The 26,611-nt window shown below is 48.5% G+C and carries 26 protein-coding genes and 2 tRNA genes; 5 read left to right on the forward strand and 23 right to left on the reverse strand.

From position 1 onward, the window contains the following. Positions 1–164: 164 nt before the first annotated feature. From ACKU41_RS06975 to ACKU41_RS07025, 11 genes are all read right to left on the reverse strand, one after another. Positions 165–914, reverse strand: coding sequence for a hypothetical protein (locus tag ACKU41_RS06975; protein ID WP_321404781.1), 750 nt, complete (start codon positions 912–914; stop codon positions 165–167). 6 nt (positions 915–920) lie between these two features. After that, on the reverse strand, positions 921–2,138 hold the full coding sequence (locus ACKU41_RS06980) for a phage integrase central domain-containing protein (RefSeq protein ID WP_321404782.1): 1,218 nt from the start codon (positions 2,136–2,138) through the stop codon (positions 921–923). A 178-nt stretch (positions 2,139–2,316) separates the two neighbouring features. Continuing rightward, a tRNA-Ser gene (locus tag ACKU41_RS06985) sits at positions 2,317–2,408 on the reverse strand. Between the two features lie 163 nt (positions 2,409–2,571). Then, the gene (locus ACKU41_RS06990; RefSeq protein ID WP_319780619.1) at positions 2,572–3,228 is read right to left on the reverse strand and encodes a response regulator transcription factor; all 657 of its coding nucleotides are present in this window, start codon (positions 3,226–3,228) and stop codon (positions 2,572–2,574) included. Between the two features lie 170 nt (positions 3,229–3,398). After that, positions 3,399–3,493, reverse strand: a tRNA-Ser gene (locus tag ACKU41_RS06995). Between the two features lie 101 nt (positions 3,494–3,594). After that, on the reverse strand, positions 3,595–4,947 hold the full coding sequence (der, locus tag ACKU41_RS07000; RefSeq protein ID WP_321404784.1) for a ribosome biogenesis GTPase Der: 1,353 nt from the start codon (positions 4,945–4,947) through the stop codon (positions 3,595–3,597). A gap of 173 nt (positions 4,948–5,120) precedes the next feature. After that, positions 5,121–6,161: an S-methyl-5-thioribose-1-phosphate isomerase gene (mtnA, locus tag ACKU41_RS07005; protein WP_321404785.1), complete on the reverse strand. Its 1,041-nt coding sequence runs from the start codon at positions 6,159–6,161 to the stop codon at positions 5,121–5,123. Positions 6,162–6,179: 18 nt separating this feature from the next. Then, positions 6,180–7,625: an Asp-tRNA(Asn)/Glu-tRNA(Gln) amidotransferase subunit GatB gene (gatB, locus tag ACKU41_RS07010; protein WP_321405247.1), complete on the reverse strand. Its 1,446-nt coding sequence runs from the start codon at positions 7,623–7,625 to the stop codon at positions 6,180–6,182. 193 nt (positions 7,626–7,818) lie between these two features. Continuing rightward, positions 7,819–9,099 (reverse strand): MltA domain-containing protein, encoded by a 1,281-nt coding sequence (locus tag ACKU41_RS07015; protein ID WP_321404787.1) that lies wholly within the window; start codon positions 9,097–9,099, stop codon positions 7,819–7,821. A gap of 6 nt (positions 9,100–9,105) precedes the next feature. Then, positions 9,106–10,851, reverse strand: coding sequence for an ARMT1-like domain-containing protein (locus ACKU41_RS07020; RefSeq protein ID WP_321404789.1), 1,746 nt, complete (start codon positions 10,849–10,851; stop codon positions 9,106–9,108). A 7-nt stretch (positions 10,852–10,858) separates the two neighbouring features. Further along, a complete protein-coding gene (locus ACKU41_RS07025) occupies positions 10,859–11,710 on the reverse strand; it encodes an NAD(+)/NADH kinase (protein WP_319780625.1) in 852 nt (283 codons plus the stop codon). A gap of 233 nt (positions 11,711–11,943) precedes the next feature. Here ACKU41_RS07025 and ACKU41_RS07030 point away from each other — a divergent pair, with 233 nt between their 5' ends. Then, a complete protein-coding gene (locus tag ACKU41_RS07030; protein WP_319780626.1) occupies positions 11,944–12,360 on the forward strand; it encodes a DVU0524 family FlgM-associated protein in 417 nt (138 codons plus the stop codon). Positions 12,361–12,418: 58 nt separating this feature from the next. Next, positions 12,419–12,718: a flagellar biosynthesis anti-sigma factor FlgM gene (flgM, locus tag ACKU41_RS07035; RefSeq protein WP_319780627.1), complete on the forward strand. Its 300-nt coding sequence runs from the start codon at positions 12,419–12,421 to the stop codon at positions 12,716–12,718. A gap of 104 nt (positions 12,719–12,822) precedes the next feature. On the opposite strand, the gene fliW is transcribed toward flgM, so the two are convergent. From fliW to ACKU41_RS07095, 12 genes are all read right to left on the reverse strand, one after another. Then, positions 12,823–13,266, reverse strand: a complete 444-nt coding sequence (gene fliW, locus ACKU41_RS07040) for a flagellar assembly protein FliW (protein WP_319780628.1) — start codon at positions 13,264–13,266, stop codon at positions 12,823–12,825. Next, positions 13,242–13,481, reverse strand: a complete 240-nt coding sequence (gene csrA, locus ACKU41_RS07045) for a carbon storage regulator CsrA (protein ID WP_319780629.1) — start codon at positions 13,479–13,481, stop codon at positions 13,242–13,244. The genes fliW and csrA overlap by 25 nt, the downstream gene beginning before the upstream one ends. Before the next feature lie 145 nt (positions 13,482–13,626). Continuing rightward, positions 13,627–15,192 carry a flagellar hook-associated protein FlgL gene (gene flgL / locus ACKU41_RS07050; RefSeq protein WP_321404794.1) on the reverse strand — a complete coding sequence of 522 codons (1,566 nt, stop codon included), beginning with the start codon at positions 15,190–15,192 and terminating at the stop codon, positions 13,627–13,629. 34 nt (positions 15,193–15,226) lie between these two features. Next, on the reverse strand, positions 15,227–17,341 hold the full coding sequence (gene flgK, locus ACKU41_RS07055; RefSeq protein WP_321404796.1) for a flagellar hook-associated protein FlgK: 2,115 nt from the start codon (positions 17,339–17,341) through the stop codon (positions 15,227–15,229). Beyond that, positions 17,341–17,820: a flagellar protein FlgN gene (locus ACKU41_RS07060; RefSeq protein WP_319780632.1), complete on the reverse strand. Its 480-nt coding sequence runs from the start codon at positions 17,818–17,820 to the stop codon at positions 17,341–17,343. Before ACKU41_RS07060 ends, flgK begins: the two co-directional genes overlap by 1 nt. 78 nt (positions 17,821–17,898) lie before the next feature. Beyond that, entirely contained in the window at positions 17,899–18,618 is a 720-nt protein-coding gene (locus ACKU41_RS07065; RefSeq protein WP_319780633.1) for a rod-binding protein, read from the reverse strand. A gap of 270 nt (positions 18,619–18,888) precedes the next feature. Beyond that, complete coding sequence (locus ACKU41_RS07070; protein ID WP_321404797.1) at positions 18,889–20,022, reverse strand: flagellar basal body P-ring protein FlgI; 1,134 nt, start codon at positions 20,020–20,022, stop codon at positions 18,889–18,891. A 122-nt stretch (positions 20,023–20,144) separates the two neighbouring features. Further along, entirely contained in the window at positions 20,145–20,843 is a 699-nt protein-coding gene (locus ACKU41_RS07075; protein WP_319780635.1) for a flagellar basal body L-ring protein FlgH, read from the reverse strand. 20 nt (positions 20,844–20,863) lie between these two features. Next, the gene (gene flgA, locus ACKU41_RS07080) at positions 20,864–21,868 is read right to left on the reverse strand and encodes a flagellar basal body P-ring formation chaperone FlgA (RefSeq protein ID WP_319780636.1); all 1,005 of its coding nucleotides are present in this window, start codon (positions 21,866–21,868) and stop codon (positions 20,864–20,866) included. 126 nt (positions 21,869–21,994) lie between these two features. Beyond that, entirely contained in the window at positions 21,995–22,777 is a 783-nt protein-coding gene (gene flgG, locus ACKU41_RS07085; protein WP_319780637.1) for a flagellar basal-body rod protein FlgG, read from the reverse strand. A 24-nt stretch (positions 22,778–22,801) separates the two neighbouring features. Beyond that, positions 22,802–23,569, reverse strand: coding sequence for a flagellar basal-body rod protein FlgF (gene flgF, locus ACKU41_RS07090; protein WP_321404799.1), 768 nt, complete (start codon positions 23,567–23,569; stop codon positions 22,802–22,804). A 143-nt stretch (positions 23,570–23,712) separates the two neighbouring features. Next, positions 23,713–23,985 carry a hypothetical protein gene (locus ACKU41_RS07095; RefSeq protein ID WP_319780639.1) on the reverse strand — a complete coding sequence of 91 codons (273 nt, stop codon included), beginning with the start codon at positions 23,983–23,985 and terminating at the stop codon, positions 23,713–23,715. A 423-nt stretch (positions 23,986–24,408) separates the two neighbouring features. Between ACKU41_RS07095 and rimP the strand changes: the two genes are divergently transcribed. From rimP to ACKU41_RS07110, 3 genes are all read left to right on the forward strand, one after another. After that, positions 24,409–24,876 (forward strand): ribosome maturation factor RimP, encoded by a 468-nt coding sequence (rimP, locus tag ACKU41_RS07100; RefSeq protein ID WP_319780640.1) that lies wholly within the window; start codon positions 24,409–24,411, stop codon positions 24,874–24,876. Between the two features lie 73 nt (positions 24,877–24,949). Further along, the gene (nusA, locus tag ACKU41_RS07105) at positions 24,950–26,323 is read left to right on the forward strand and encodes a transcription termination factor NusA (protein WP_319780641.1); all 1,374 of its coding nucleotides are present in this window, start codon (positions 24,950–24,952) and stop codon (positions 26,321–26,323) included. Between the two features lie 39 nt (positions 26,324–26,362). Further along, positions 26,363–26,608, forward strand: a complete 246-nt coding sequence (locus ACKU41_RS07110; RefSeq protein WP_319780642.1) for a DUF448 domain-containing protein — start codon at positions 26,363–26,365, stop codon at positions 26,606–26,608. The last annotated feature ends 3 nt before the right edge of the window (positions 26,609–26,611 follow it).

Genomic DNA, 26,611 nt, shown 5'->3' on the forward strand with positions numbered 1-26,611 from the left:
CTCCTTTTTCTGTGACACCACTGAAGTGTCGTGACTGAGTAAAGGAGAACATATGGCTAGAAAAAAGTTATTGATAACATTTTAATCCACTTCTTTTTTACATAATTAAAATGTTTGCAGCCGATATAAACTAATATATCGGCTGCTTACTGATGATTTATTTGTTATTTTAATTGATATTTATTGATAACAAGAGTCCCTAGAGTAGACTCTGCATATGGATCATCAGTTAAGCCAAGAGGCACTTTCGTATAATCGAGAAGCATTTTGGCAAATGTTAAAAATGGCCCTTCAAAATTTCCATCACGTTTAACCCCTCGCCCTTCACCACCTGCCTTTTTATAGCACTTATGTAGCCATTTCAAACAACGCCGAATGGCAAAGTTTTCACGACGCCCAGATTTCGAAGGTAGCTTTAATTCTTCTTCAACTCTCTCTCTACATAAGGCCAAATAATCGGCGACATTGTTTCCACTAAAACGAACGTCACCATATTCAGAATCACACGGTATTCTTCTTTCAAGATTCAATTTGGGTAAACCAAAGCCTTCATTATCAATATGGCAACTCACATTTGGAGTTACGCATTCATAAAGAAACAACTTCAATGGGTCATATTCTTCTTCGCTTAAAGTTCCAGGCTCATCCCACTCTAAAGCATATTCAATTAACTTGCATGCTTTATCAAAATCCTTAAGTGCCTTGGTACATTTTGCAGACGGAGGAGTATTTCCAAAGCTCCTAACCTGAGAAATATATTCTGCAAGAGCAAGCTTAATCGTATAACAAATCTCATCAGTGAAATTTAAATTTGTTTCTTCTGCAACTTTATCAAAATCAATTTCAGGAAGAGCCTCTACATTAGGAAGCCCCCAATACATACCCTTCGGGTGTACAAGCTTGAAAGAATCCATACAAACCTACCTTGTTTTTTCAATTAACAACGGAACAACTTTTCTACCGAACTTCAAACTATCCAAATAATCTGCCCATGCCTGCATCATCTTCCTACGTTCTGGCAAATGCTCAGCATAATTATAACTGGCCCTCACCTTGTCCTTTGGGGTATGCGCCAGTTGCCGCTCAATAGCGTCTTTGTTCCAACCATGCTCATTCAAAAGAGTGGAGGCCATAGACCGAAAGCCATGTCCAGTCATTTCGGTCTTATCGTAACCAATGCGGCGAAGACTTACGTTGATAGTGTTCTCTGACATCGGGCGAGTCGTTGTCCTAATACTGGGAAAAATATAACCATACGGCCCAGTCAACTGATAAACTTCTTTCAGAATATCAATAGCTTGACATGACAAAGGTACAATATGAACGGCCCCTCCCTTCATCTTTTCCTCAGGAATACGCCATTCACAAGAATCAAAGTCAATCTCACTCCATTCAGCTGCTCTTAGCTCGCCTGGGCGCACGAAAACCAATGGAGCTATGCGTAGGGCACAATGGACAACCAAAGTGCCGGAGAACTCATCTATGGCCCTTAAGAGAGGTCCTATTTTCTTAGGATCGGTAATTGAAGGGAAATGTTTTACTTTTCGCGCTGAGGGGATTGTCCCTTTAATGTCTGCAGCAGGATCGCGTTCAGCTCTACCCGCTGCAACGGCATAACGAAAAACTTGGGACATGATCTGGCGAATTCTTCTCGCTGTCTCTACAGCTCCGCGCTTTTCACATCGTTGAGTGACGCTAAGCATATCTTGGACACCGAGTTCAGAAATGGGACGATTTCCTATGAAGGGGAAAATATTCTTTTCCATACGCTCCATGGTGGTCTTGGCATGACGTTCACTCCAACCGGACACCTGCTTTCCAAACCATTCTCGGCTAATGGCCTCAAAAGCTTCAGTCGCGCCTGATTTGCGCTGGTCCTCTTTGCGCTTTCGGGAAGGATCAATGCCTTTAGCAATTTGAGACTTAAGCTCTCCCCGTTTGATACGAGCTTCTTGAAGGGTAATATAGGGATATGTACCTAGAGACAGCATCGTCCGCTTCCCATTCATCTGGTAACGGAACCTCCACCACTTGCGCCCATTAGGGCTAATGACAAGATATAAACCTTCGCCATCATTTAAAGTTTGCTCTTTATCAGTTGATTTAGCTGCTTTGATTTTCGCATCTGTGATTGCCATGAACTACTCCGGTAAGTGGTATAAAAAAATTGGTACAAATTGCTTTATACCATTTTTTATGCCCGAACAAACGACCAGTCAGGACAACTCAGGACTATTCATGACAACCAAAAGACACAAAAAAAGCCCTCATATTGAGGGCTTATGACACTTCCAGACATGAAGTGATTATTTGTAATGGCGGAGAGGGAGGGATTCGAACCCCCGGAGGGCGTAAACCCTCAATAGTTTTCAAGACTACCGCGTTCAACCGGACTCTGCCACCTCTCCAAAAGGTGAGACAAGAATTTTCCCGAACTTGCCCTGAATGTCAACCTTTTTTTAAATATAATCAGGAAAAATTTTACTCTAATTAATGTTAATGCCAGCTGAATTAATTTAAATATCAGAAACGGTTGAATTTGTGCATCACCTTTTCGGCAAACCCATTCGCTTAAAGGTAGATACCCTTTTCTTTAAGCTCTTCACCGTAACTCTTCAGTTCTGCTTTTGAACGCAGACCGAGCTTCTTCATAAAATTGGACCGATGCTTTTCCACAGTTTTGACACTGATAACCAGTAAATCGGCAATTTCCCGGTTCTTATATCCGGCAAGCACATGCTTCAAAACCTCGCGCTCCCGATCCGTAAGAGCATCAAGACTCATGCAGCTGTTCGTACGCTCCCTTTGCAAAAAACCTTTGGCCACTTCCGCTGAAATATCAGGAGCAAGGTAGACCTTACCTTTCATTACCGTTTCAATAGCCATCACCAACTCCTTGCTGGAGGAGGTCTTCAACACATACCCGCTGGCCCCGGCATCAAGGGCTGAAAAAATATGGTCAGGCTCAACATGTGCCGTTAAAGCCAGAAACTTTGTCCTGCCATCTCCGGCAAGCTCCTGAATGGCCTGCACACCGCTTTTGACAGGCATGGAAAGATCCATAAGCACAACATCCGGATTGAGCCTCCGGCAAAGACGCACCGCCTCTTCACCGTTCTCAGCCATACCGAGCACAGATATTCCCGGCTGAGACTTCAGAATTGTCTTCAGCCCTTCCCGAACCAGCGCATGATCATCAGCAATAACGACTTTAACCAGATTTAACATCGAGCACCTGAAAGCAGATAAAAAATAATTTGCAAATTCGACCGAACGATAATTCCTAGCAGAAAAGTATTACATATTGCAACATAGGATAGCACGTTCTTGCTTTTTTCAAAACTTTCCAGAAACTAAAAAAGGCAGTCGGATTACTCCGACTGCCTAGTACTTTCATGTGGCGGAGAGGGAGGGATTTGAACCCTCGATAGAGTTTTAAGCCCTATACTCGCTTAGCAGGCGAGCGCCTTCAGCCGTGCTCGGCCACCTCTCCGTATATGTGGTGAAGAAGCTTAACCCGCTTCACTCACTCAGGAAGCGTTGTAATACATCCGCACCAGCAGACTGTCAACAACATTTTTAAACTTTTTCAAATTATTTATGAACTATATCTTCTTTTGCCCTGAATGTTGACCTGAACACAATATTCAAAGGTGCGTGTTTCACATTCAGAATCTTACGGAGCCTGTTTTCCAAAAAACGATGGTAAGAAGTCTTGATCAACTTCTCGTCATTGATAAAGAAAATAAAGGTCGGCGGTTCATCGTCAGCCTGAGTCATGTACTTGAACTTGGCCCTTTTGCGCTTAACCACCGGAGGCTGATGTTTTTCAATAATTTCCTTCATAATCCGGTTCAACTGCCCGGTAGAAATACGCAGAGAGCATTCAGCCTTAAGCTTGCTGGCAAGAGGCAGAATACCACCCAGACCGGACTTGGAAATACAGGAAGTATAAACGACGGGCACATGGTTAGCCATACGCAAGGCTCTTTCGAATCCCTCACGCAGAAGCGAACGTTCGGACTTGGAAACAAGATCAATCTTGTTCACCGCGATAATGAACGGAACAGCTTCACGCAGCAGATATTCCAACAACCGCTTATCCTGCTTGGTAATACCGGCCAGAGCATCCACAACCATCACGGTAATGTCTGCCTTGGTACTGCTCCTTAGGGCACGAACAACACTGAAACGCTCAATGGTATCAGTTATGTTGGTCCGGCGTCGAACTCCGGCGGTATCCACAAAAGTATATGTTTTCCCGCCACTTACAAAAGTAACATCTACGCTGTCGCGGGTGGTTCCGGCAATGTCACTGACGATAACCCGCTCCTCCCCGGTCAAGGCATTTACCATGGAGGACTTACCTGCATTGGGTCGACCGAGCATGGCAATCTTGAGGCCTTTAGCTTCCTCGTCCTCTTCCTCGTACTTAATCCCGGTGGCAAGGGCCATGTCGGCAACCTTTTCACGCAGCTCAAGCAGGTTGAAGCCGTGTTCAGCTGAAACAGCCATCATCTCAAAGCCCAGGGCATGGAAATCCGCAGTGGCCTGCGCTTCCAATTCAGATCCGTCAACCTTGTTAACCAGCAGCAGGATGGGTTTGTTGCTCTGACGGATGTAAGCAGCTACCTGCTCATCAAGCTGGGTCAGCCCGGTACGTCCGTCCACAACAAGAATAAGAGCATGGGATTCTTCAATGGCTTCGCGAGCCTGCTCGAAGATATCTCCCTGAAATTCTTCTGAATCATTATCGCTTTCCATGACCAGTCCGCCGGTATCAATCAGGGCGTAATGAATTCCGTCGTAATGGCCTTCGGCATAGATACGATCACGGGTAATGCCGGGCATATCATGGGTGATTGCCCTCTTTTTTCTCAACAATCTGTTGAACAGGGTGGATTTCCCCACATTGGGGCGTCCGATAAGTGCAATGGTTGGCAGCATGGCTGGCCCTCCGATAATAATAAACTGCAATCCACGGGAATTCCTATTCTCGTGTGCAGAAGTATATATCAAAAAAAGCGGGAAGACATCCGCTTCCCGCTATTAGAATCTCCTAAAGGAGTCCTATTGCACAAGGTGTAAAGGCTGTAAAGCAGTTTATTGCCCCTAAGAAACTACTCTTCCTCAAAAAGCTTCTTGATGGCCTCGGTGTAGGGAGGTCTCAGCACACCTTTTTCGGTAATGATCCCGGCGATAAGCTCATTGGGAGTCGGGTCAAATGCGAAGTTGAAGACATCCACACCTTCGGGGGTAATTCGATGATCGCCCACATGAGTCACTTCGGTGGGGGTGCGGTCTTCGATGGGCACATCGTCACCGGTGGGTGTTTCGGGATCGATGGTGTAAACCGGGGCGGCAACATAAAAGGGAATACCGAACTCACGGGCCAGCAGGGCCACGCCGTAAGTTCCGATCTTGTTAACAGCATCACCGTTAGCAGCTATTCGGTCCGCGCCGACAACGACTTTCTGCACCAGACCTTTCTTCATCAGCAGTGCGCAAGCGTTGTCACAAGCAACCTTTACCGGGATGCCGTCACTATGCAATTCGTAAGCTGTGAGGCGCGCCCCCTGAAGAAAAGGACGGGTTTCATTGGCAATGACGGAAACTTTCTTGCCCTGATCTACTGCGCCACGCACTACGCCAAGCGCAGTACCGTAACCGGCGGTAGCCAGTGCTCCGGCATTGCAGTGGGTCATGATGGTGTCGCCGTCATCCATGAGCTCGCCGCCGAACTTGCCGATATCTTCGCACATGCGGATATCGTCCACATGAATTTCCTTGGCACGCTTGAGCCAGATATCGCAAAGTTCATCGAGAGAGACATCACCGGCTTCAGCCCAGATGCGTTTCATTTCGCGCACAGCCCAACGCAGGTTGACTGCAGTAGGACGGGCATTTTCAATCTTGTCGAGATTTTTTTCCAGATCGGCTTTCCAATCTGCACTACCTGCAACTTCGCGGCCTGCAAGGTAACAGCCGTAAGCAGCAGTAACTCCGATGGCAGGAGCACCGCGCACAACCATCACAACGAGAGCTTCAACTATATCATCGGTAGTTTTGCAGTCAAACCAGTCCTCGCGGGTCGGCAGGTAACGCTGGTCCAGCAGCACAAGGGCATCTTTTTCAGCTGAAAACTGAATATGCTCAGTCATTTTTTATCTCACTATTAGTTAAGAAAGTTTTTCGGAGATCATCTTGCTGACCATGCCGGGATTGGCCTTGCCTTTGGTCTCGCGCATAATCTGGCCCATAAAGAAACTCATCAGCTTTTTCTTGCCGCCTTTGAAAGCTTCAACTTCATCCGGGTTGTCGGCCAGAACTTTATCGACCACAGCCTCAAGAGAGGAGCTGTCAGAAATCTGAACCAGTCCCTTATCCTGAACGTACTTTTCAGGATCAAGTCCCTGAGTGAAAACTTCGTTGAATATATCTTTACCGATCTTGATGCTGATCACATCCTTATCCACAAGCTGGATCAGCTTGGCCATCATTTCCGGTTTGAATTTGCACTCGGCCACGGTCAGTTCAGACTGGTTGAGTTCACGCAAAAAGTCACCTTTGATCCAGTTCACAACTTTTTTAGGATCATCCTGGATCTCGAGAACTGCTTCAAAATAGTCGGCAATATCTTTTTCAGAGCTGATCAATTCTGCATCATCCTCGCTCAATTCCATGTCATCGATAAAGCGCGCCTTACGCTCTGCCGGTAACTCGGGCAGCGAAGCCTGCCATTCCGCCATCCATTCATCGGCAATAACCAGAGGAACGAGATCCGGGTCCGGGAAGTAGCGATAGTCGTGAGCTTCTTCCTTGCCGCGCATGGAATGGGTGGTTCCTTTGTCCGCATCGTAAAGACGGGTTTCCTGAACAATCTTCTCCCCGTCTTCAATGAGGTCTATCTGACGAGCAACTTCGTAACGGATTGCCTTATGAATGTTGCGGAAGGAGTTGATGTTTTTCAGTTCTGCACGGGTGCCGAATTCCTTCTGGCCCAAGGGACGAACAGAAATGTTGGCGTCACACCGAAAAGATCCTTCTTCAAGGTTACCGTCACAGATACCAAGGTACAGCAGGATGGAACGCAGCGACTTGAGGTAGGCAACGGCTTCATCAGCACTGCGCATGTCCGGCTCACTGACAATCTCGATGAGCGGCACACCGGTACGGTTCAGGTCCACAAAGCTGGCGTTTTCAGCAGCGGAGTGGATATTCTTTCCCGCATCTTCTTCCATATGGATACGGGTGATTCCGATTCGCTTAGCCTGCTTTTCGCCATCAGCATCTTCCCATGAAATATCAAGATGGCCGTGTTCGCAGATAGGCAGATCGAACTGGGAGATCTGGTAGCCCTTGGGCAGGTCGGGATAAAAATAGTTTTTACGGGCGAAAATGGATTTCTGGTTCACGGTACAATTGGTGGCCAGCCCCATCTTGGCGGCGTATTCCATTACCTTTTCATTAAGAACAGGAAGAACTCCGGGCATGCCGGAACATACTTCACAAACGTTCTCGTTGGGGTCCTTGCCGAATTCAGTGGAACAACCGCAAAAAATCTTGGTCTTGGTCTTGAGCTGGGCGTGAACTTCAAGCCCGATTACTGTTTCAAACTGCATTATATGTATCTCCTTATGAGATGCCTTCGGCGACCCTGCCGGGGGCCTTAAACCCTTTTGTAAAAGGGTTTAAGAATCCCAAAACCTTTTATTATGGCTTCGCCGCTGGTAGCATTTAATATTCTGTTAATTTAATAAAAAAACCAACCTTCAGGGATTCCAAAAAGGATTATCCCCTTTGGCCGCCGGAGGCAATCTATCGGCGCAGTGCAGATTTACTTATCAGTAAATATACAGGCACGTGCGTTTTCAGATGATGCGCGGGATATTTAAATTCATTCCCGGTCCCGATGTAATAGTCAAGGCGTGTGCCTTTGATTGCCTTCCCGGTATCCTGCGCCAGCCCCACTCCGTTAACACGGCGGGACGGATGTCCTTTTTCAGGATAAATATCCGTGCGGAAGCCAACTATGGAACCAAGCGGAATCAGCTTCGGGTCCGTAGCAAGACTGACCATTGATTTCAGAGGCTTGCCGATGGCAGCCTGCGGCTCTCCACGGGTAACCTTAAAAAAGATATAACTTTCGTTTTTGGCCATCAGCTCCCACATCCGGTCCGGATGTTTGAGCAGCCAGGATTTGATCTTTTCACGGGACAACTGACTTTTCTTGAGCACCCCGTTATGAAGCATGATACTCCCCAGACCCTTAAAAGATCGTCCGTTACTACCGCTAAAAACAGCTGTACGCAAACGCCCGTCAGGAAGACGCAGAACGCCACCGCCCTGCACATGCATGTAGAACAGGTCCACAGGATCTTTCAACCATGCTACTTCCAGCCCACGCCCGGCGAGAACCTTTTTGATATCAATGTCACGGCGGGAATGATACGGGAGTATCTTTCCATTTTCAACCCGGTAAGCTTTACGCAACTGCTCGGACCAAGGATGTGTCTGTCCCGGACGGGCTTTGCGCAGGTCGGGAGGGAGCCGGTAAACCGGATATTTATATGGGCCTTTTTGGGTCAGGCTGGCCTCGATAACCGGAGTGTAATACCCGGTCATCTCCGCACCGGACTGGAGTTCATACCAGACAAAATACTTGCCAAGCAACTCCGGGTTCCGGTCAAGCCGGGGCAACAGCCTTTCCAGATCTTCAAGAGATTTACGCAACTGGCCCCACGTAAGCCTGAGTTCCTTACGCCTGAGTGCCAGCCCTCCGGACGGGTTACGCTGAACATATTCGATAGATTTTCGAATCTGCGGACCGAGATCACGCCATGTGCGCAAACTTTGACTCTGCGCTGAAATCCTGCGTGCGGCAATGGCTGAAGAATGATCCGACAACTTGGAATAACGCACCGGACCGGAAATAAACTTCCCGCTGTCTCTTTTGCTTTTCCAGACCTTTGTTTTGGTACTCTGTGATACATACCGTTTTTGGGACACAGGGCCGACCTTGGCCGCACACCCGCAAAGACAGATTGAAAACAGGCAGAGCACCGCCAGTGACCTGAGAATTGAAATATTTTTTTTCATTTGGACCTATGACTCGATAACCACGTCGCTAAAACGCCCTACCCCGTATTCACGCCGTCTAAGGAATTTATCCGGGCCGGGTCCGATGATCTGCAACTCGCGATGGCGACGCTGCACATCCTGTGCAATATGCATTTCCTTGGTACATCCTGTTGAATATGTAGCATCTTTGCCCGCCCAGACCGGTGGAACCTTTTCACCCATCAACTCAAAACTGGTTTCAATGTCGGCATAGGTCTGAAAACGCCAGATAGTAATAAAACCGCTCCGCTGAACCTTTTCCCACATGAACATGAGATCATCGGCATCCATGCCTTCTTCAAAATGTTCCGCCGGGTTGATGATGTAGGTATCGGCAAGCCTGTCGCGCAGGTATCCCACAAAAGTATTCAACACCTTGATGGCCGTATCCACCTGTCCGGGGATGCTGCCGACAATGGCACTGTAAAACATTACCGCTTTACGTTCACTGCGGGCCAGCTGCATCTCGGCGATAATTTCATCGGCCTTGGCGGATATATCGGCCTCGGTAAACTTGTTGACCTTTTGGGATTTAGCTTTGAATTCGAGTTTAAATTCACCCTCAAGGTTACGGTAGAAACAGATTATATCGCGAGTGAACAAATGAGTGTTGCCGAGAAGCCTGCGCCTGTTACCCCAGCCTTTCGCAAGAATCAGGTCAGATTCCTTCCATGCCCGGGCAAAGGTCACGCTGCATCTGATCAGATTCAGCCGTTCACGTGTGCCGTCGGAAATGACCACAAACGGGTTCTGCCGCAAATTGGACAAGAGATCATTTTTGGAAATACGCTCTTCGGTGATAAACAAAGCATCCCTGAGAGCTTCGGCCAGCAACGGATTACTCTCCCGGTCCCAGAAAGTGGGAGAATCAAACCAGAACCCCTCTTTAAGGGCAAGAATAACGCTGTGCCCCTGACGCAACAGGGATTTAATCATCAGCAGATCAGCCATCAGCCCCCCGGTTTCATCCGGGATAACCAGAATTTTCAATCCCCCGCCGCTGCCGTGGAAAACATTGCGTACTGCACTGAAATCAATCTCATCACGGGAATACATTTTTGAGTAAAGTTTATAATCCTCACCGAACAGGGCCTGGCTCCACTGGTCCGGCAGACTGGAAAGCCTGAAAATCCGTTCAAGTTCAATCATATCCAATTCAAAACGCATGTCAGCGAGATTCACGCAATCCGGAACCGGGTACGGACATGATTCCATGGCCTGCTTGAAAAAATCACTTTCCACATAAGCCTTTCCCCGGCTGAAAAGCAGTTCCTTACGGTTACGGTAGGGGTCATCCAGCCCGCTGCGGGAAAGAAAAATCGTAATCATATTTTTGAGCAGCCGCAGGGGTATCATTATTGATGAGTCCAGGGCCTGCTTAAATTTGTGGCGGCAGAGATTAAGGATCAGCTTACGCTGGTAACGGTCGGAAACATGATTTTTAACAAGTTTGACCAGAGCCCGCCAGACAAAGACATATACATCAAGCAGATCCTGCTCCAGTCCCGGGGTAACCAGCCTGTTGAACTGCCAGTCCGAACAAGGCGCGAAAACCTGATTATCTTCCAGCGCAACCATGAAACGCAGTTGCTCAGGGGATGCGTTTTTGACCGGATCAATGATGCTTTCCAGATGATTCGCGGTCATAAAATGGAGAAGCCAGGCATCAAAAACCGGATCTTCACCGTACTTGAGATCTTTGATGGATGTAAAATCAGGCAGGATGCTCACTAGAAATCTACTCCGTAAGGAAGCCCTTGCTTCTCAATTTTTCAAAAAAAGTATTACTGCGGATGCGGGCCAGCATAAGTTCATTTTTATGGCGGGAAATAACAACGCGGTATCCCTCGCTCAGAGGATAGGGGACCCGTCCGTCTTCGGTGAGATAAACGTCGCCGGAAGCTTCGCCCACGTCGATGGTCAGCGGGGCATCAACAGGCAGAACCATGGGTCTTATCCCGTTCAGGAATGGACAGACCGGGGTCAGGCACATTGCCGGCAGTTCGGGATGGACAAGCGGGCCGCCCGCAGAAACGTTATAGGCCGTGGAGCCTGTGGAGGTTGAAATAATCAACCCGTCAGCACGAAGATTCTTAATCCATTGCCCCTTCTGTCCGATGTCGAGAGAAATAATCCTGGCTACAGCCCCACGGGAAATGACCAGATCGTTGATTGCCACCCCGCGAGCCACGATACCGTTGCCGCGCTGGACTTCGTAATCGAAAGCAGTTCTAGGTGAGATATCCAGGTCATTGCTGAAAAAATTCTCAAGAGCTGTTTCCCAATCTTCAGGAAAGACCTCGGCCAGAAATCCCACCCGGCCATGATTGATGCCCAGCACCGGGACTGCCCAGTCAATAACGTTTCCGGCTACACTTATAAATGTACCGTCACCGCCGAGAACCAGCACCAGAATGGTATTCTCCCGGTAAGCGGAAACAGTTATCCGCGCCGGGGGACAAGGATGCTCCACAATATCGGAATTAACACCGCGCACACTCAACCACCGGGCGATTTCGCCCCCCAGATCAGCTGCACTGCCCCCGCCGGACTTGGTAACAATTAAAACAGAACCTTGACTATCTGACATAGACAACTCTCCTATTAGAAAGACGCCCAAGATTCAACTGTTTGCTGCTCTAAAAAAAACAGAAAAACAATCTGCGGCTACTATACTTTTTTAGTGCAGACATTAAGCTTATTTTAGCAGTCCATCCATAAGTATCTGTAAAAAATATAAAATATTTTTTCTTTTTTTTCATAATTTCCCCTAAAGAATATATTGAAACCAGCCGATACAGGGTATGAGGAGGATTATATACCGTGGCTCACAACCCTGCTGAAATAAGAAATATGCTGCGCACTTACGGCAAGCAGCTGACCAGCGCCAAGCGACTGGCCCGATTCAGGCGTGCTCTGAAAAGGTCCGAGTCTCCTGACGTAGTCACTATTTCACGGCAGGCAAGGCGTCGCGAGCTTGTGGAAAAAATTTCCCGGGAAATTATCGAAAATCTCATAGTCTCGGGTAATGAAAATCCTGTAGTGTCCGATATATTAGAACAGCTGGAGCTTGATTTCGGTGACCGCTTTTTTTTCGAGTACCCTCTCGACGGCAGCGATGTGCAAGTTCTGAAAGAGACCCCGGAAGGTGTTTTTGACCTGCCACGCGAAGAAAAGGCGCAGGTCATGAACAGGCTCTGGGAAATCACGCTGGACAAGGTAGACCGGACCATGCTCTGATGCAGGCCGCTTAAAAAAAACTCATGACATTGTAAATTGGGTAACCCCGGAGGGGATTATGAAGATTAACCAGTATAGCCAGACCCCTCTCAAGGCCTACTCTGAAAACCGGGTGAAGGATGCTGCAGGCAAGGCCCAGAGTCAGCAGCAGAGCTCTGCCCCCAGCCGGGATGTTGTAAACGTCTCGTCACAGGCAAAGCTTCTCGGTGCCGCAAGGCAGACCGCCACAAACAGCCCGGACACCAGAGAACAAAAGGTGAGAGAACTTAGGGAACAGGTGCGCTCAGGGACTTACAAGCCGGACATTCGTAAGACGGCAATGAATCTGGTGCGCGATGAAGTTGACTTTTTAAGCTGAATAAAAAAAACGGTGAAACCCGGACAAGGATTCCACCGCTGAAGAAGCTATAATATATGGTGTTTTTACCGCACTGCTGACCCGGCAACGCCTTATGAAAAGGATTAATCGTTCGCCGGGCGGAAGTGTGACGGATACTTGGAGTCCACCTGCGGAACCTGCATTCCACGTTTGGCCTCGGAGTTGATCACTATCGGGCCGCCCAGATTCAAGGTGGTCTCGTCCGGCCTTCCGGGAGGAATTGTTACAGTAACCAGTACTGCCACCTGACGGACATTTTCAACTCTTAGAATTCTTTTCTCTGCTTCACTCAACCGGACTTCATAATCATCCATGAAGCTGTACGGGTCGGCTACAAGAAGCCCCAGTCCCGGATCCTCGAGACTCTGCAGCAGGAGAAAGGGAGAAGTTTCGCTGAGCTGAATCAAAGCGAAATCTCTTTTATCGTCAAAGCCGATCAAACCACGGGAAAAATAGATTATACCATCCTCGGTAATCTCTCTTTCCCCGATACGGGTCCTGATTATTTTCGTTCTTTCTTTTGCCATAACTCGGTCGCAGCAAGAAGGTCCTGCTCTGTGTTTTCAAGCGCCAAACGGTTCTGTTCTTTAATCTTGAGGTAAACCTCTTCCCTGTAGACAGTAGTCTCAGCCGGTATATCAAGGCCCAGCTTAACCTGCCGTCCTTGTACACTTAATACCGTGATCTTTATGTTGTCATCCAGGTAGAGGGCTTCCCCCGGTCTCCGGGTCAAAATAAGCATATCAATATGTGTGTAAATAATCCTTTTGGATTGTTTCTGCTTTAATCAAAAACATCCTCCACTATGGAGAATATTTTCAGCACTGAGAATGTCTTAGCGCAAGAAAGGGTCTACGGGCAAGCACAACTATCTACATTTAATAAAATTATACATAGTTGAGCAGGTTCATCTTCATGATCATTGAAGAACTTTTCAACACGGCTTCGTAAACAAGCTGCTGCTGGGATAGCTTTGTCATGAGTTCACCCACATCCACATCCTCAATATGGGAAATACGGTCCTTCTCGTTCAGCTCCAGACTGGAAAGAACCTGATCTGCAACAGCAAGCCTATTTTCCCTGCCCCCCACATCGGCGGCCTTGGTCAAAAGATGCTTCTGGGATGCGTTCAGGCTGTCCAGACACTCTTGAACGCCGGTCTGGTTATTGGTTTCCAGAAAGGCCACAAGGTTACCCATGGTTTCCAATAAATTCTGGCTGTCGCCACCGCCGAGAAGCATGCTGTTATTGTTGAAAACAACACTGGCACCGCTCGCACCGGGCTGCTTATAAACACCACCGAAAATATCCTTACCCACATCATTGACGCGTACACTTTCATTTTCCTGAATCTGGACATTAATTGCCGCGGTATCCGGATGTATGAGAAACTGTGCGCCTGCGGCCACTGTTCCGCCGCTGTTATCCAGGGTAAGAGTGCCGCCGGGAAGCGGAATAACGGCAGTAGTGGCACCTGCATCTGCAGGTTTAACATTCCCTTCTGTCCAGGTGACGCCGCCGTCACTGCTGTAAGAGTATGTTATTTCATCATCAACTGACGCCGGATCTGGAGTGGTGGAATCAATCCTGACCACCACATCCTTGGAAAATGCACCGTCAGCTGTGAGAGCGGAAGAAGTGAAAGAGGTATTCATCGGAACCACATTGATAGAATCCTCGTCATCACCCATATATTGGGCGGTCGGACGGACCCACATCCATGTTCCGGAACTGTCGTTGGTATTAGCTGACCCTTTTACCGGAATATTGGTAGCAGGAGTGCCCAGATCGAAATCCATGGTCACCCCGTCAAAATCAAGTGTAGTAGCACCGGCAGCAAGGGTCTTGGTAGTGAAAGTCTCGCCGCCATCCTTTGAATAACGGTATTGCATGGCTGCGCCGCCTATTGCTCCGTCCGCTTCAAACTGAACGACAATAGTCTTTTCCGCATTGCCGGTGATGGTAAAATTGCGAGATGAGACATTGGCATCGTTGCTGGTCATCCAGAGCCTTTCTTTAAAGGCATTGTCTTCAACCTTATGGCCTGCGTATATGCTCTTACCTTCATATTCGGTGTTGGCAAGGGCTACCAACTGCTGGAAAAGCTGGCGGGCTTCGTAACTGATCTGCTCCCTGTTATCGTCAGTCAAGGTTCCGGATGCGCCCTGTTCTGCCAATCCCTTGGCTCGTGTCAAAATGGTTGAAACCTGAGTCAGGGTGGTATCTGAAAGGGAAAGCCATCCTTTAGCTGTATCAATATTATCGCGGTACTGCTTGACTGTGGCAAGGGTTTCACGATGGTCGAGAATACGGGCCATGCCCACAGGGTTATCAGAAGGCTTATTAACCTTCTTCTGAGTCTGCGCCTGAATATTGGTCTCCACCAGTTGGGTCAAAGACGTATTCATGTTGGACACATACGTGTTGAAAAGCATTTGCTGTGATACTCTCATAGCCATTCTCCCTCAGCCTTGATTATGCAACGCCTTAGTTCTTCATCCCGAGCAGGGTCTGAAGCATCTGGTCAGCGGTTGTGATCAGCTTTGCAGCAGCAGTGTATGAGTGCTGATACTTGATCAGGTTACTCATTTCTTCATCAATATTCACACCCGATACTTCCTGCTGCTTATCGTTAAGATCGGATGCAAGTGTTTCCTGAAAACTGTGATTGAACTTGGTCGTCCCGGTATCCGCGCCGACCACGGCCACCGTGCCGTCGTAATATTCAATCAGGGTCTGGGTGGTGGTGCCGTCAAAAGAAGTAGTTATGTCCAGATCGGTCAGACCCATTTCCTTCATCTTGAGTGCATTGGTGTTGTCACCCTCATTGTATTCTCCGGCTCCGTTCACATGCCCGGCATTGATTAAATCAATATCCCCGTTGACTGCGCTGCTGACGGCAATATCAGAAGCCTGAGAGCCTTCAAAGTAAGTGTTCAGGCCGAGAGCAGCATAAAGTCCTGAAGTATCGGTTCCCATCTGAAATTCATGGCCGTTCTGTCCGCTAATCTGCAACTTGTGGTTAACTATGGTTGCAGAAGCATAAGCCGGGTCGAAAGTAGCATTAAAGGCATCCCTTACATCAGTAAGAGAATGAACAGAAGGATCAAAATTCTGAACTCCGGGGGCAACAGAGCTGAAATCAATCTGCCCGGAAAAAGCCAGTTCGTTGGTAGTAGAATTGTAAAAATACATCAGGGAGTTGCCGGACTGAAGCCTGTCCGCGAAGGGCAGCCCGGAAGAACCGTTCCCCAGCGCTACGGAATCGTCATCCACTCCATAAGAACCTTCCATAGAAGCATGAGCCTTCAGTCCTGCACCCTGTGAATGGATACGGTTAGTCTGCCAGACCACTTCATTGGTCAGAGCGTTCATGCGTTCTTTGTACTTACCCACATAGTTATCACGGAAGTTAAAATATCCTGTCAGTGTTCCGCCGGTCAGCCTTCTGGTGTTATCCTGTCCTGCAAAGTTGATCTGCGGAGTAATATTTTCCTTGGTAGCAGTATTTTCAACCCAGTACAGAGCACTCTTGGGTACGATGGTAAACTTATCACCTGTTTCCATATCGTTGGCAGGAGTGGCGGAAGGACTCGCCTCAGTACCGAACCAGATTTTCAAATCTTCAACCTGAAGAGCACCGGTTTCAGCATTTGCGGTAAAGGTCTTAGGAGCACCGGTATCATCCTTGAGCCAGGTGGTTCCGCCATCAAGGGAAACCTTGTAAGTAGCTGTCCCAACGGGTCCTGACGTAACACATTCGAGTGTGTATTCAAATTCGCTGGAACCGGAGAAATAAGCCTTGCCGTCGAAGTTGGATTGCGGACTCAGATTATTCTGGCTCTGCGGACCGTCATAAGAGAGGCTGAAATGCTTATCCCCGTCCACCAGAGTCTGTCCCGCCCCGGTGGTGATAGTGATATTACCCTTTCCATTGTCGATCATCTTGGTATCCATGATCTCGGAAAGCTCACGTATCAGAGTGGCTCTTTCGTCGTAAAGGGCGTTTGGATTGTTCTGCCCGTCAACCTGCTCGGTATTAATGCGCTGGTTGATATCGGCAATACGGGTCATGATATCATTGGCCTTGCCTACATCCTGCTTGATGTAGTCTTCGACCTGCTGCTGGTAGCGCTCAAGATCGTTCTGCATACTGTGCAGGGAGTTAACAAGGTTGGTGGTATCACTGAGCAACTGCTGACGGGATGCCGCGTCATTAGGACGCTGGCTGAGATCCTGCCAGTCATTGAAAAATGTCGTCAGGCTTGAGTTAAGCCCGTATCCCTGGGATTCATTAAAGAGAGACTCCACACTGCTGAGTGTGTTGTAAAGCGTATCCCAGCGTTCACGCATGGTTGCTTTATCATTGTAGCTGTTTTCAACAAACTGGTCGAAGTTGCGGTATATTTCAGCAGCACGGACTCCGGTGCCGATCTGGCCCGGATTGTAGTTAATGCTCATGCTCTCTTCGAGACGAACATTACGGCGGGAATAACCTTTGGTGTTTACATTGGAAATGTTGTCACCGGTTACAGAAATCGCCGACTGGGATGCGAAAAGGGCCCCTGTGCCCAGATTCAGAAGAGAATTAACACCGGGCATTAGAGCCTCCCGTTAATTAATGAAGCCTGAGGCTTGGGATTGAAATAACGGCCCCGTGCAGAGTAAACGTTCTGTTCCTTGGGAGTAATCTCCCTATGCAGAAAATCCAGCATGGAAGAAGACTGGTCCAGAAGGGCCCGCGCCAGTTGATGATTCTTGGTGGCCTGTACGCCGCACTTCTGTTCGAGATCATCAATTCTGGCAAGCAGCTTTTCAATTTCCTTACGCTGGCCGTCCTCGATGGCGGGAAGCACCTGACCAAGCCTCTGAGCGGAGGGGTCAATTTTTTGAATAAAGGATCTCATGGAGAGTCGCTCTGCTGAAATCTGACGCATAAGCTCCTGAATTACCAACTCAACTCCAGTTACTCCCTGAGGATCTTTATGCATAAGCAGGGAAAATTCTTCCTGAAGAAGCATGGAGAGCAACAAGACCGCCTTTGACTGCCTGTCAAGATTTGCCTGTATGAGCTTGATCATTTTCCCTCTCCTCCCAACTTAACATATTATTATTAATGACTTTTTATATTAACCAAACATTTCTTAACAAAATCTTATTTATAGACCAGCAAGTTTCTTGCCAATTTCTTCAGCAGTCGCACCCTGTACATAAACTTTTGTGTCATGCTCTTTTTCAATCTTACGGGCCAGCTCTTCGATCTTTGCCATGGCTTCAGTCCTGCTCAACAGTGCCGGTGTCGCTGTTTCAGCTGCATCACGCTGAACCTGACGCTCAACACGCTGACCAATGGTAAAATCTTCATCTTCAAGGGCAATACCCGGTTTAGGCAGGGGAATACCCGGCAACCCGTTGGCTGCATTGTTGTTGACCGCGGCAAGATGGGGTCCATGAACAGAACCTTGACGTCCCACTTCATCGAGAGTTTTCAACGCAGTGGAGTTACCTGTGCCCGGCAGAGTGGACTTGCTGGCTCTTTCCAACTTTGAACGCAACTGGTCATAAAGCATGTCACCAAGCCCTATACCGCCGCCCTCAGCCAACTTTTCGGAAAAATCCTTATCAAACATGGCAGTGTACTGCTTTTCGTAACGGTTACTGAGGTAGCCTCCCTGAGGCACGTTTTTACGCATCTGTTGCCAGATTTTACCCATGAAAACCGCTTCAAACTTCTTGCAGGCGTCACGCAGAGATTTTTCCTGATCCTTTCCGCCGGAAAGACGGTCATTCAGGCTGGTAAGCTTGCGTTTGAACCCCAGCAGTTCCTTGCTCTCAGCATTGGCCTGTGCGGTAGCTGTGTTCATTGCGCTATCAATCATTTTTACTCTTCCTCCAATTCATGTGCGGCCCCGTGATTTAATGGTTCGAGACTACTTTCAACCCAATTTTGCAAATTACGTACCGTCCACGCAACCTCCTGTAATTTAAGTTTAAAATTAATAGCAACTTAACATAACAACATCTGAGGTCCCTATTTATCACGCAAAGTCAGGACTTTGACTAAGCTGCAGGTTTGGCGCTCTCAAAAAGAAAGGCCCGGCAGCAACCTGCCGGGCCTCAATTCTATAAAGCAGCTTTACCTGTTTAAGCTATATGACCTCCAGCTCCGCATGCAGCGCGCCGGCGACCTTCATTGTCCGCAAAATGGAGATCAGATCACGCGGGGTTGCGCCGATTGCGTTGAGCCCGTCAACAAGCTCCTGCAGAGTAGCACCTTCAACCAGCATCAGCCTGTTGTTATCTTCTTGAACCTGAAGGTCGGTTTCGGGAGTTGCAACGGTTTCCGCTCCTTCGGGGGCAAAAGGTCCAGGCTGGCTAACGTCCGCACTTTCAGCTACGACCACCTGCAGGTTGCCGTGGGCGATTGCGACTTTGGTAAGACGCACGTTGCGTCCCAGAACCACTGTTCCGGTCTTTTCATCAACTACGACTTTAGCCTTGGTGTCAGGTGAAATTTCAATATTTTCAAGGGCAGCCATGAGCGGAACCATATTGCCCCGGAATTGCTCTGGAATAGCCAGATCAACAGTTGAAGCATCTACCGCGTTGGCAAATGAACCGCCCACAACATTATTGATCCGCTTAACAACCTGCATGGTGGTCCCGAAATCGGAAAGACCGAGGTTGATGGTGATCTTCTGCTGACGGTTGAATTGAAAAGGAACCGAACGTTCAATAGTTGCCCCGGACGGAATTCGGGCTACGGTAACCACGTTCTTGGATGCACTAGCCGCCTCACCGCCTGCGGAAAAACCGCCCACGGTAAGCGAACCCTGCGCAAGAGCGTAGACCTTTCCGTCGATCCCTTTAAGGGGAGTCATGAGCAACACGCCGCCGAATAGAGACTTACTGTCACCAATGGATGAGACTGTTACATCAAGAGGAGCGCCGGGCTTGGCTGACACGGGCATCTTGGCAGTGACCATTACAGCGGCAACGTTCTTGGGCTTAATGGAAGAACGGTCAACCTGAACACCCATTTTTTCCAGCATATTGATCATGGAGGTAATAGTGAATGCCGAGTTGGTTCCGTCACCCGTTCCCGAGAGACCTACTACCAGCCCGTATCCGACCAGATCGTTATCACGTACGCCGCTGAAAGAAGAAATATCCTTCAGCCTGACCGCCTCTGCGGATTGAGCGGACATAAGAACGATGAACATGACCAATAGAGCCGCCGCAAGCCCTGCTGATATGCTGTTCATCCTGTTAGCGATTTTCATCCTTTCCTCCATTGATCACTGTGACTCTTATAAAAACCTTGCAGATACCCTGAGCACCCTAAAAATAAATTCGCATTCATCTTTCCCGCCAAATTCATATCCATAACTTTGGCAACGAAATCTTAAAAAGGCCATACATTGTCAAGAATTCTGGAAAGCCATCCGGGTCTCTGCTTGTCAGCAAGAATGCCGCGCCCGTAGACTTCAATATGTGCGTCAGCCAGATAATTTGAGGCCACAGTATTGCTGGGACCTATATCACGCTGCCGCAACAGGCCGCGCACTACCAGAACCTGTGTTTCATCATTAATACGCACCTGTCTTGCGCCCTCCACCTGCATAACATTGCCGGGGAGGATACGCACTACCCTGCAAGCCACGGAAGCTGTCAGGGTCGACTCGTTCTTGGTCTCACCGGTGCTTGAAAACTTATTCGAAGTCGATGAACCGATCATCGGAGTATCACCGGCTCCGCCTTTCATATTGAAAGGATCAACAGTGGTGGCAATACCGGCGCTGAAAGCTGTTACCCCGAGACTGGTCTTATTTTCTTTCTCAGCGGTGGAATCAGAAGTATGCTTACCCTTGCTCGTTTCGGAAACAGTAACCACAACGATGTCACCGATGCGCCGGGCTCTGTTGTCATCAAACAAATATTCGGAATCCGTAGCAGCAAAAAGGGAACCGGGATTATTCATGGGTTCCGGCTCATACTGGGCAGGAGGAGTCATAACCGGCATGGGGGTAGGAGCCTGCTTGGCAGGTGAACACCCCGCACAAATGGCTGAAAAAAGCAGAATTGCCAGTATTGATTTTTTCATTTTCTTTATTCCTCCGCGTATTACTTGACCTGAACTGTCTGGGCATTGACAACCGTCGCAACCACTTTACGCTTACTTTGCAAATTACGTACCGTGACATCCTGACCAACCCCGCCGTCTTCAAGAGACTCTACCGGGACAGTAAGCTTCAGGTGTTTGCTTCTAAATACGAGTGTGACCTTATCTCCACGGGCAATAACCGGAGCCGGCTCTATGGAAGAACGCATGATGGGTTGCCCGGTTCCGACCGGAATCTTAACCCGCCACGGGCCACCCTTGCCATCCCAGACCTGATTGCCCAACTGAGCCATATTCTTGCTTTTCCAGGTAATTAAATCAGGAGTCACCAGTTCCTTGCGGTTAATAGGCCGCACCGGACACGGCACAGGCTTCCAGAGATCCATGAACACAGACCCGGCCAACTGCCGCAATACCCGCCCATCAACACTGACCACTTCCATTTTGAAACTATTGGCACCCGGTCTAAGGGCCCGGGGGATATGGACCCTCAAACTATCCATCGAGTCCTTGAAAAACAGATGCGGGGGAAGGTTGAAATTACGGAACTTGTGATCTCCGTCAATAGCTTCGGCCTGCGGAGTCAATACTTTGACCACAGCCCTTTGAAGCTGTTCCTGTGACATCACTTTGCCACCGGATTGCATGGTCAATGTTGACGGAATAATACAATTACGGACAAGATCACCGAGATAGTGCTGCAAGATAACGCGCAACTTATTACGGTTTACCCGCACGGGCTTGCGGTTGCGGGAGGGAGCGTTCCAAAGTTCAACACCTGCAAGGTCGGCTTTGGTCTGCTGAGGAAGATCGCCGTAAAACTCGGCAATATCACCAAGGGTAACCCTTGGTCCGTTAACCACAGCGGCAGATTTGATCCTGATCCGCCAGTCGGTATTCTGCTTGGAAGCCGCAGCAGGAGAAGCTGCGTAAACAGCACCCCCGGCAACAACCAGAAGCATAAAAACAACCCTGCGAAATATTGAAACAAAATCTGCCTTAGTCATGATAAACCATCCTTAATAGCCCCGGGGAGCAGAACTTAAACCAACTCCCCCGTTAGGGAGTGCAAAGGAAATCATCCTTTGCCCGCCGAAAGCGGAATCACCCGTAAAAACGCATCAGCGCATCACTTACCTTTTAACGTTAATTGCAGTCTGAAGCATGGAGTCGGAAGTAGTAATGGCTTTGGAGTTGGTCTCGTAAGCCCTTTGCCCGACAATAAGTCCGACCATTTCATCAACCAGCTCAACGTTGGAACCTTCAAGGTAACCCTGAGCAAGGGTACCGAAATTATCTTCTCCCGGAGTACCCTGAATAGCGGCACCGGAGGCCTCGGTTGCCAGGTAAAGGTTCTTACCGACAGCATTCAGTCCGGCCTCGTTAATAAAATCGTAAATTGTGATATCCGCACTGGAAAGCTCAGTTCCGTTCTTGTCAAGAGCGGCAATATGCCCGTCTTCGGAAACAACTACGTTCACAGCTTCGGTGGGCACGGTGAATTCCGGCTGCAGAGGATAACCGTTTGAGGTTACCAGGCGCCCATCACTATCGAGCTTAAAAGCACCGGAGCGGGTGTATGCATCTTCGCCGTTACGGTCCACAAGAAAGAAACCATTGCCCTCAATGGCAATATCAAGCGAGTTGCCGGTACTTTCAAAAGAGCCCTGACTGAAGAATTTATGAATACTGACCTCTTTGACGCCCATACCGACCTGCATACCTGTGGGCAGCCTGTTACCGCCTTCGGTTTCAGAACCGGCTATTCTCATAGTCTGATACATGAGGTCTTCGAATTCGACCCTGCTTTTTTTGAACCCTTGAGTGTTCACGTTGGCAAGGTTGTTGGAAAGAACATCGATGTGAGTCTGCTGGGCAACCATCCCTGTGGCCGCGGTCCAGAGTGAACGCATCATAATTTTATCCCCCTAAGTTATGAATTATCCCGATACACGACCAACCTGCTGGATAACCTTCTGGTCAAGCTGATCAGTGCTGCTAATCATTTTCTGATACATTTCAAAGCTGCGCTGACATTCGATCATCGCAACCATTTCGTTAACTACTTCAACATTGGATTTTTCAATGTAGCCCTGTACGACCTCGCCCTCTGCGGGAACCTCAGTCCCTTCGTTTACGAAAAGGTTTTCTCCGTTTTTTTTCAAATCGCGGACATCCGACGGCTGTACAAAATCCAACCTGCCGACTTCCTGACCGTCAGCAAAGATCACGCCTTCACCGTCAACAGAAACCCTTGAGCGAGGAGGAAGAGTAACTTCACCGCCGTTGGCCATAACCGGATACCCCTGCTCGGTAACAAGGACACCCTCTGAGGAAAGGGTAAAGACACCGTTTCTGGTGAGATAAGTACCGTCATCTTTCTGGACTTTAAAAAAACCGTCCCCGCGAATAGCGAGATCAAGCTGGTTTCCGGTCTTCTGAAAGGACCCCTGCGCCATATCGATAACCTCTTCAGAGAGTCTGGGGCGAGCCATAATCTTTGGTTCCGGAAGCAGATCCTTATCCCTGAGATATGGTTTTGCGTCGGCCACATAATCATGGGCGAAGCGGACAAACGTATCTTGAAAGGCACAATTGTCACGTTTAAAGCCGGTAGTATTGACGTTCGCCAAATTATTGGCACTGATATCAATCCGGTGTTCGTTGGACATGGCCCCGAAAAGGGCACTGAATATACTGGATCGCATGTCTTTTCTCCTGAAAGAGGATTTACTTCGCATCAGTTGTTGCCACAGACATTGCAAAGTACAGGCCAAAAACAAACATGCAAAAAAAATCCCGGCCAAACAAAAGCTTGACCGGGACATATTCAATTAAGGGGGGATAATTATCAGGCGGAACTATGTACAACAACTCCGACTCTCAACTCGGGAACAATTCCCTGAGTTGCATCCGGAGTGAGGAAACCCATGGTAGCATCCTCAACCTCAAAGACCACAGTAGCATCCACACTGCGCACTCCCTGAGTTGCGGGAGACACAACCACATGCCCCGCCGGACCGGGTACGGTTGATCCGGCCGGACCTGCACTGAAAGTGGCAGCCGGAGCAGCGGTAACGTGACCGGCCGGTCCAGCAACTATGTTATCAGTAAGTACCGGCATTTCTAGTTCCTGTTTTTTATTGTTCCATATAAGATAATGATAAATACGGAACCGGATAAGTCAAATTTACCTGCACAAAACAATAAAGTCAAAGAATACCGACTTGCGGCTGCCATAATATAATGATACTAAGCGTTGAACTGTGAGCAGGACCGACTTCACGTTGTTTTTCCCATTACCCATCCCCTCATTCAGTACTTGACATTGATTCAGGCTTTGTCTAGATTGCTGAACTCGGTGCGGGTGTATCTCAGAGTTCCCAACGGGTATACATCTTAGACTTTTGAAGTTTCAGGCAAACCTCATACATTCGCATCAGCCTCAATTAATAACCTTTTGTTGGGTTAAGATGCTGAGGTGGGCCTTTTTCAGGTCCACTTTTTTTATTTTGTTCGCCTGAAAACCAGCAACACGGGGTAAAACGTGGAACAAGGCTCATTAGCCAAAAAAATCAGCCAGTTCGTAGAACCTGCTATCGAATCAATGGGGCTGACTCTATGGGGTGTGGAAGTTACTTCCGCCAACCGTCCTGCTGTCATCATTTATATTGACAGCGACAAAGGCGTAAGTATCGACCAGTGTGCGGAAGTAAGCAGGGACGTAGGTCTTATGCTTGAAGTCGAAGAAATCATCGACAGCGCATACGTGCTTGAAGTTTCATCCCCCGGACTTGAACGCAAATTTTTCAAACCTGAGCAGATGTCCGCCTACATTGGCAGAAAATTAGACATCGCCCTGGTGTTTTCCATTGAGGGACGCAAAAAATTTAAAGGACTTCTTCAGGCAACAGATGAAGAAGGGCTGACCCTCAAACTTGATGATCAGGAAGAACCCATCATAATTGAATGGGACAGAATAAAAAAAGCAAAACTCATCCACGAGTTTAAATAATTAATAAGGCAGTCATTCGGCCCGCCGGCACAGTCCATGTGCCACTGGAATTGTGCCGAAGCGGAGGAGCGATATGGGTTCTGAACTCAAAAAGGCGATTGACCAAATCAGCAAGGACCGTGGAATCGACAGAGACCTGCTCATCGATACCCTTGAAGAAGCGGTTCGTTCTTCGGTGGCCCGTAAATACGGCGATGCCATGGACATTGAGGTCAATTTCAATGAAGATGCCGGTGAAATCGAGGTTTACCAGTTCAAGATTGTTGCTGAAGAAGTCGAAGACGAAATCAGCGAAATAACTCTCGAGGAAGCAAAAGAACACGACCCCAACGTTCAGATCGACGATGAAATGGGCTTCAAACTCAAGGTCGAAGACCTTGGAAGAATCGCCGCCCAGTCCGCCAAACAGGTCATCATCCAGCGCATGCGCGACGCTGAACAGGAAATCATTTACGATGAATTCAAGAACCGCATGCACGAAATTGTAAGCGGTATCATCCAACGCCGCGACCGCACAGGCTGGATCATCAACCTTGGCCGAACCGAAGCGGTGCTGCCCAAGGGAGAACAGATTCCCCGTGAAAGATACAAGCGCGGTGACCGAGTTCAATCTTTCATCATTGACGTACAGAAAGAATCCCGCGGTCCCCAGATCGTGGTATCCCGTTCGCATCCCGATTACATGACCGCGCTTTTCAAAAGGGAAGTTCCCGAAGTGGACGACGCTACCGTTAAAATCATGGGTGTTGCCCGTGATCCGGGGCTGCGCGCCAAAGTAGCCGTAAACTCCCTTGACCGCGACGTTGATCCGGTGGGTGCCTGTGTAGGTATCCGCGGTTCCCGCATTCAGAACATCGTTCAGGAACTGCGCGGGGAACGCATTGATATCGTTGTCTGGAGTCAGGATATTGCTAAATACGCACAGAACGCACTCTCCCCTGCGGTCATTACCAGAATCGCAGTTGATGAAGAGGAAAAGACCCTCGAGGTTGTAGTTCCTGACGATCAGCTTACTGTAGCTATCGGCCGCAAGGGTCAGAACGTAAAACTGGCTTCAAGGTTGCTGGGCTGGAAGATCGACGTGTTCACTGAAAGCCGCTACGGCGAAATGAATGCCGCAAGCAAAGGCCTGGATCAGTTGGCAAGCGTTGCTGAGATTCCGGTGGACAACTTTATTTCTGCAGGCTTCGAAACTGTAAGTCAGGTTGCTAACGCTTCCGAGGAAATCCTCATGTCAATCTCCGGAATGACAGTTTCCAAAGTTTCCGACATGAAGTCCGCAATCATGCTTCTGGGAATCGGCGATGCCGAAGAAAACACTGTGGAAGAAGTTGAGACCGAGATTCAGGTAGAAACTGAAGAACAGGTCGAAGAAATCGCAGTTGAAGAAGCAGAGCAGGCGGAAGAAATAGAAGAAACCGAAACCAAGGTTTCTGAAGAAGAATAATAAACTCCGGGGGAAACTCCGGAGACTCAATAAAGGCTATTGTATTTGACCGGAATGGACAGCACAGAAAAACATGAACCGACAAGGTCATGTGTCATTTGCAGGCAGCGTTTTGCCAAGGAAGAACTGTTCAGGTTCGTTGTGGGCAAGGGGGCTTCCGACAGCGAACTTATTCCGGATGAGAAAAAGGTAAAACAGGGCCGCGGATACTATGTCTGCGGCAATGAAAAATGCCTTGAAAGATTTAAATTTTTTCGGCCACGGAAGAAGAACTTCAGGGGGTAGAAC

The sequence above is a fragment of the Maridesulfovibrio sp. genome (assembly GCF_963678865.1).
Taxonomy (GTDB): Bacteria; Desulfobacterota; Desulfovibrionia; order Desulfovibrionales; family Desulfovibrionaceae; genus Maridesulfovibrio.

Bases quoted from the DNA above. Each gene is read 5' to 3' on its own strand.
- flgL (WP_321404794.1), bottom strand. From the start codon at position 15,192: ATGAGAGTATCACAGCAAATGCTTTTCAACACGTATGTGTCCAACATG.
- ACKU41_RS07060 (WP_319780632.1), bottom strand. From the start codon at position 17,820: ATGATCAAGCTCATACAGGCAAATCTTGACAGGCAGTCAAAGGCGGTC.
- flgG (WP_319780637.1), bottom strand. From the start codon at position 22,777: ATGATGCGTTCACTCTGGACCGCGGCCACAGGGATGGTTGCCCAGCAG.
- flgM (WP_319780627.1), top strand. From the start codon at position 12,419: ATGAAGATTAACCAGTATAGCCAGACCCCTCTCAAGGCCTACTCTGAA.
- csrA (WP_319780629.1), bottom strand. From the start codon at position 13,481: ATGCTTATTTTGACCCGGAGACCGGGGGAAGCCCTCTACCTGGATGAC.
- mtnA (WP_321404785.1), bottom strand. From the start codon at position 6,161: ATGACTGAGCATATTCAGTTTTCAGCTGAAAAAGATGCCCTTGTGCTG.
- ACKU41_RS06990 (WP_319780619.1), bottom strand. From the start codon at position 3,228: ATGTTAAATCTGGTTAAAGTCGTTATTGCTGATGATCATGCGCTGGTT.
- flgK (WP_321404796.1), bottom strand. From the start codon at position 17,341: ATGCCCGGTGTTAATTCTCTTCTGAATCTGGGCACAGGGGCCCTTTTC.
- ACKU41_RS07070 (WP_321404797.1), bottom strand. From the start codon at position 20,022: ATGAAAATCGCTAACAGGATGAACAGCATATCAGCAGGGCTTGCGGCG.
- ACKU41_RS07065 (WP_319780633.1), bottom strand. From the start codon at position 18,618: ATGATTGATAGCGCAATGAACACAGCTACCGCACAGGCCAATGCTGAG.
- ACKU41_RS06980 (WP_321404782.1), bottom strand. From the start codon at position 2,138: ATGGCAATCACAGATGCGAAAATCAAAGCAGCTAAATCAACTGATAAA.
- ACKU41_RS07095 (WP_319780639.1), bottom strand. From the start codon at position 23,985: ATGCCGGTACTTACTGATAACATAGTTGCTGGACCGGCCGGTCACGTT.
- ACKU41_RS07025 (WP_319780625.1), bottom strand. From the start codon at position 11,710: ATGTCAGATAGTCAAGGTTCTGTTTTAATTGTTACCAAGTCCGGCGGG.
- ACKU41_RS06975 (WP_321404781.1), bottom strand. From the start codon at position 914: ATGGATTCTTTCAAGCTTGTACACCCGAAGGGTATGTATTGGGGGCTT.
- nusA (WP_319780641.1), top strand. From the start codon at position 24,950: ATGGGTTCTGAACTCAAAAAGGCGATTGACCAAATCAGCAAGGACCGT.
- fliW (WP_319780628.1), bottom strand. From the start codon at position 13,266: ATGGCAAAAGAAAGAACGAAAATAATCAGGACCCGTATCGGGGAAAGA.
- ACKU41_RS07075 (WP_319780635.1), bottom strand. From the start codon at position 20,843: ATGAAAAAATCAATACTGGCAATTCTGCTTTTTTCAGCCATTTGTGCG.
- ACKU41_RS07015 (WP_321404787.1), bottom strand. From the start codon at position 9,099: ATGAAAAAAAATATTTCAATTCTCAGGTCACTGGCGGTGCTCTGCCTG.
- der (WP_321404784.1), bottom strand. From the start codon at position 4,947: ATGCTGCCAACCATTGCACTTATCGGACGCCCCAATGTGGGGAAATCC.
- flgA (WP_319780636.1), bottom strand. From the start codon at position 21,868: ATGACTAAGGCAGATTTTGTTTCAATATTTCGCAGGGTTGTTTTTATG.
- flgF (WP_321404799.1), bottom strand. From the start codon at position 23,569: ATGCGATCCAGTATATTCAGTGCCCTTTTCGGGGCCATGTCCAACGAA.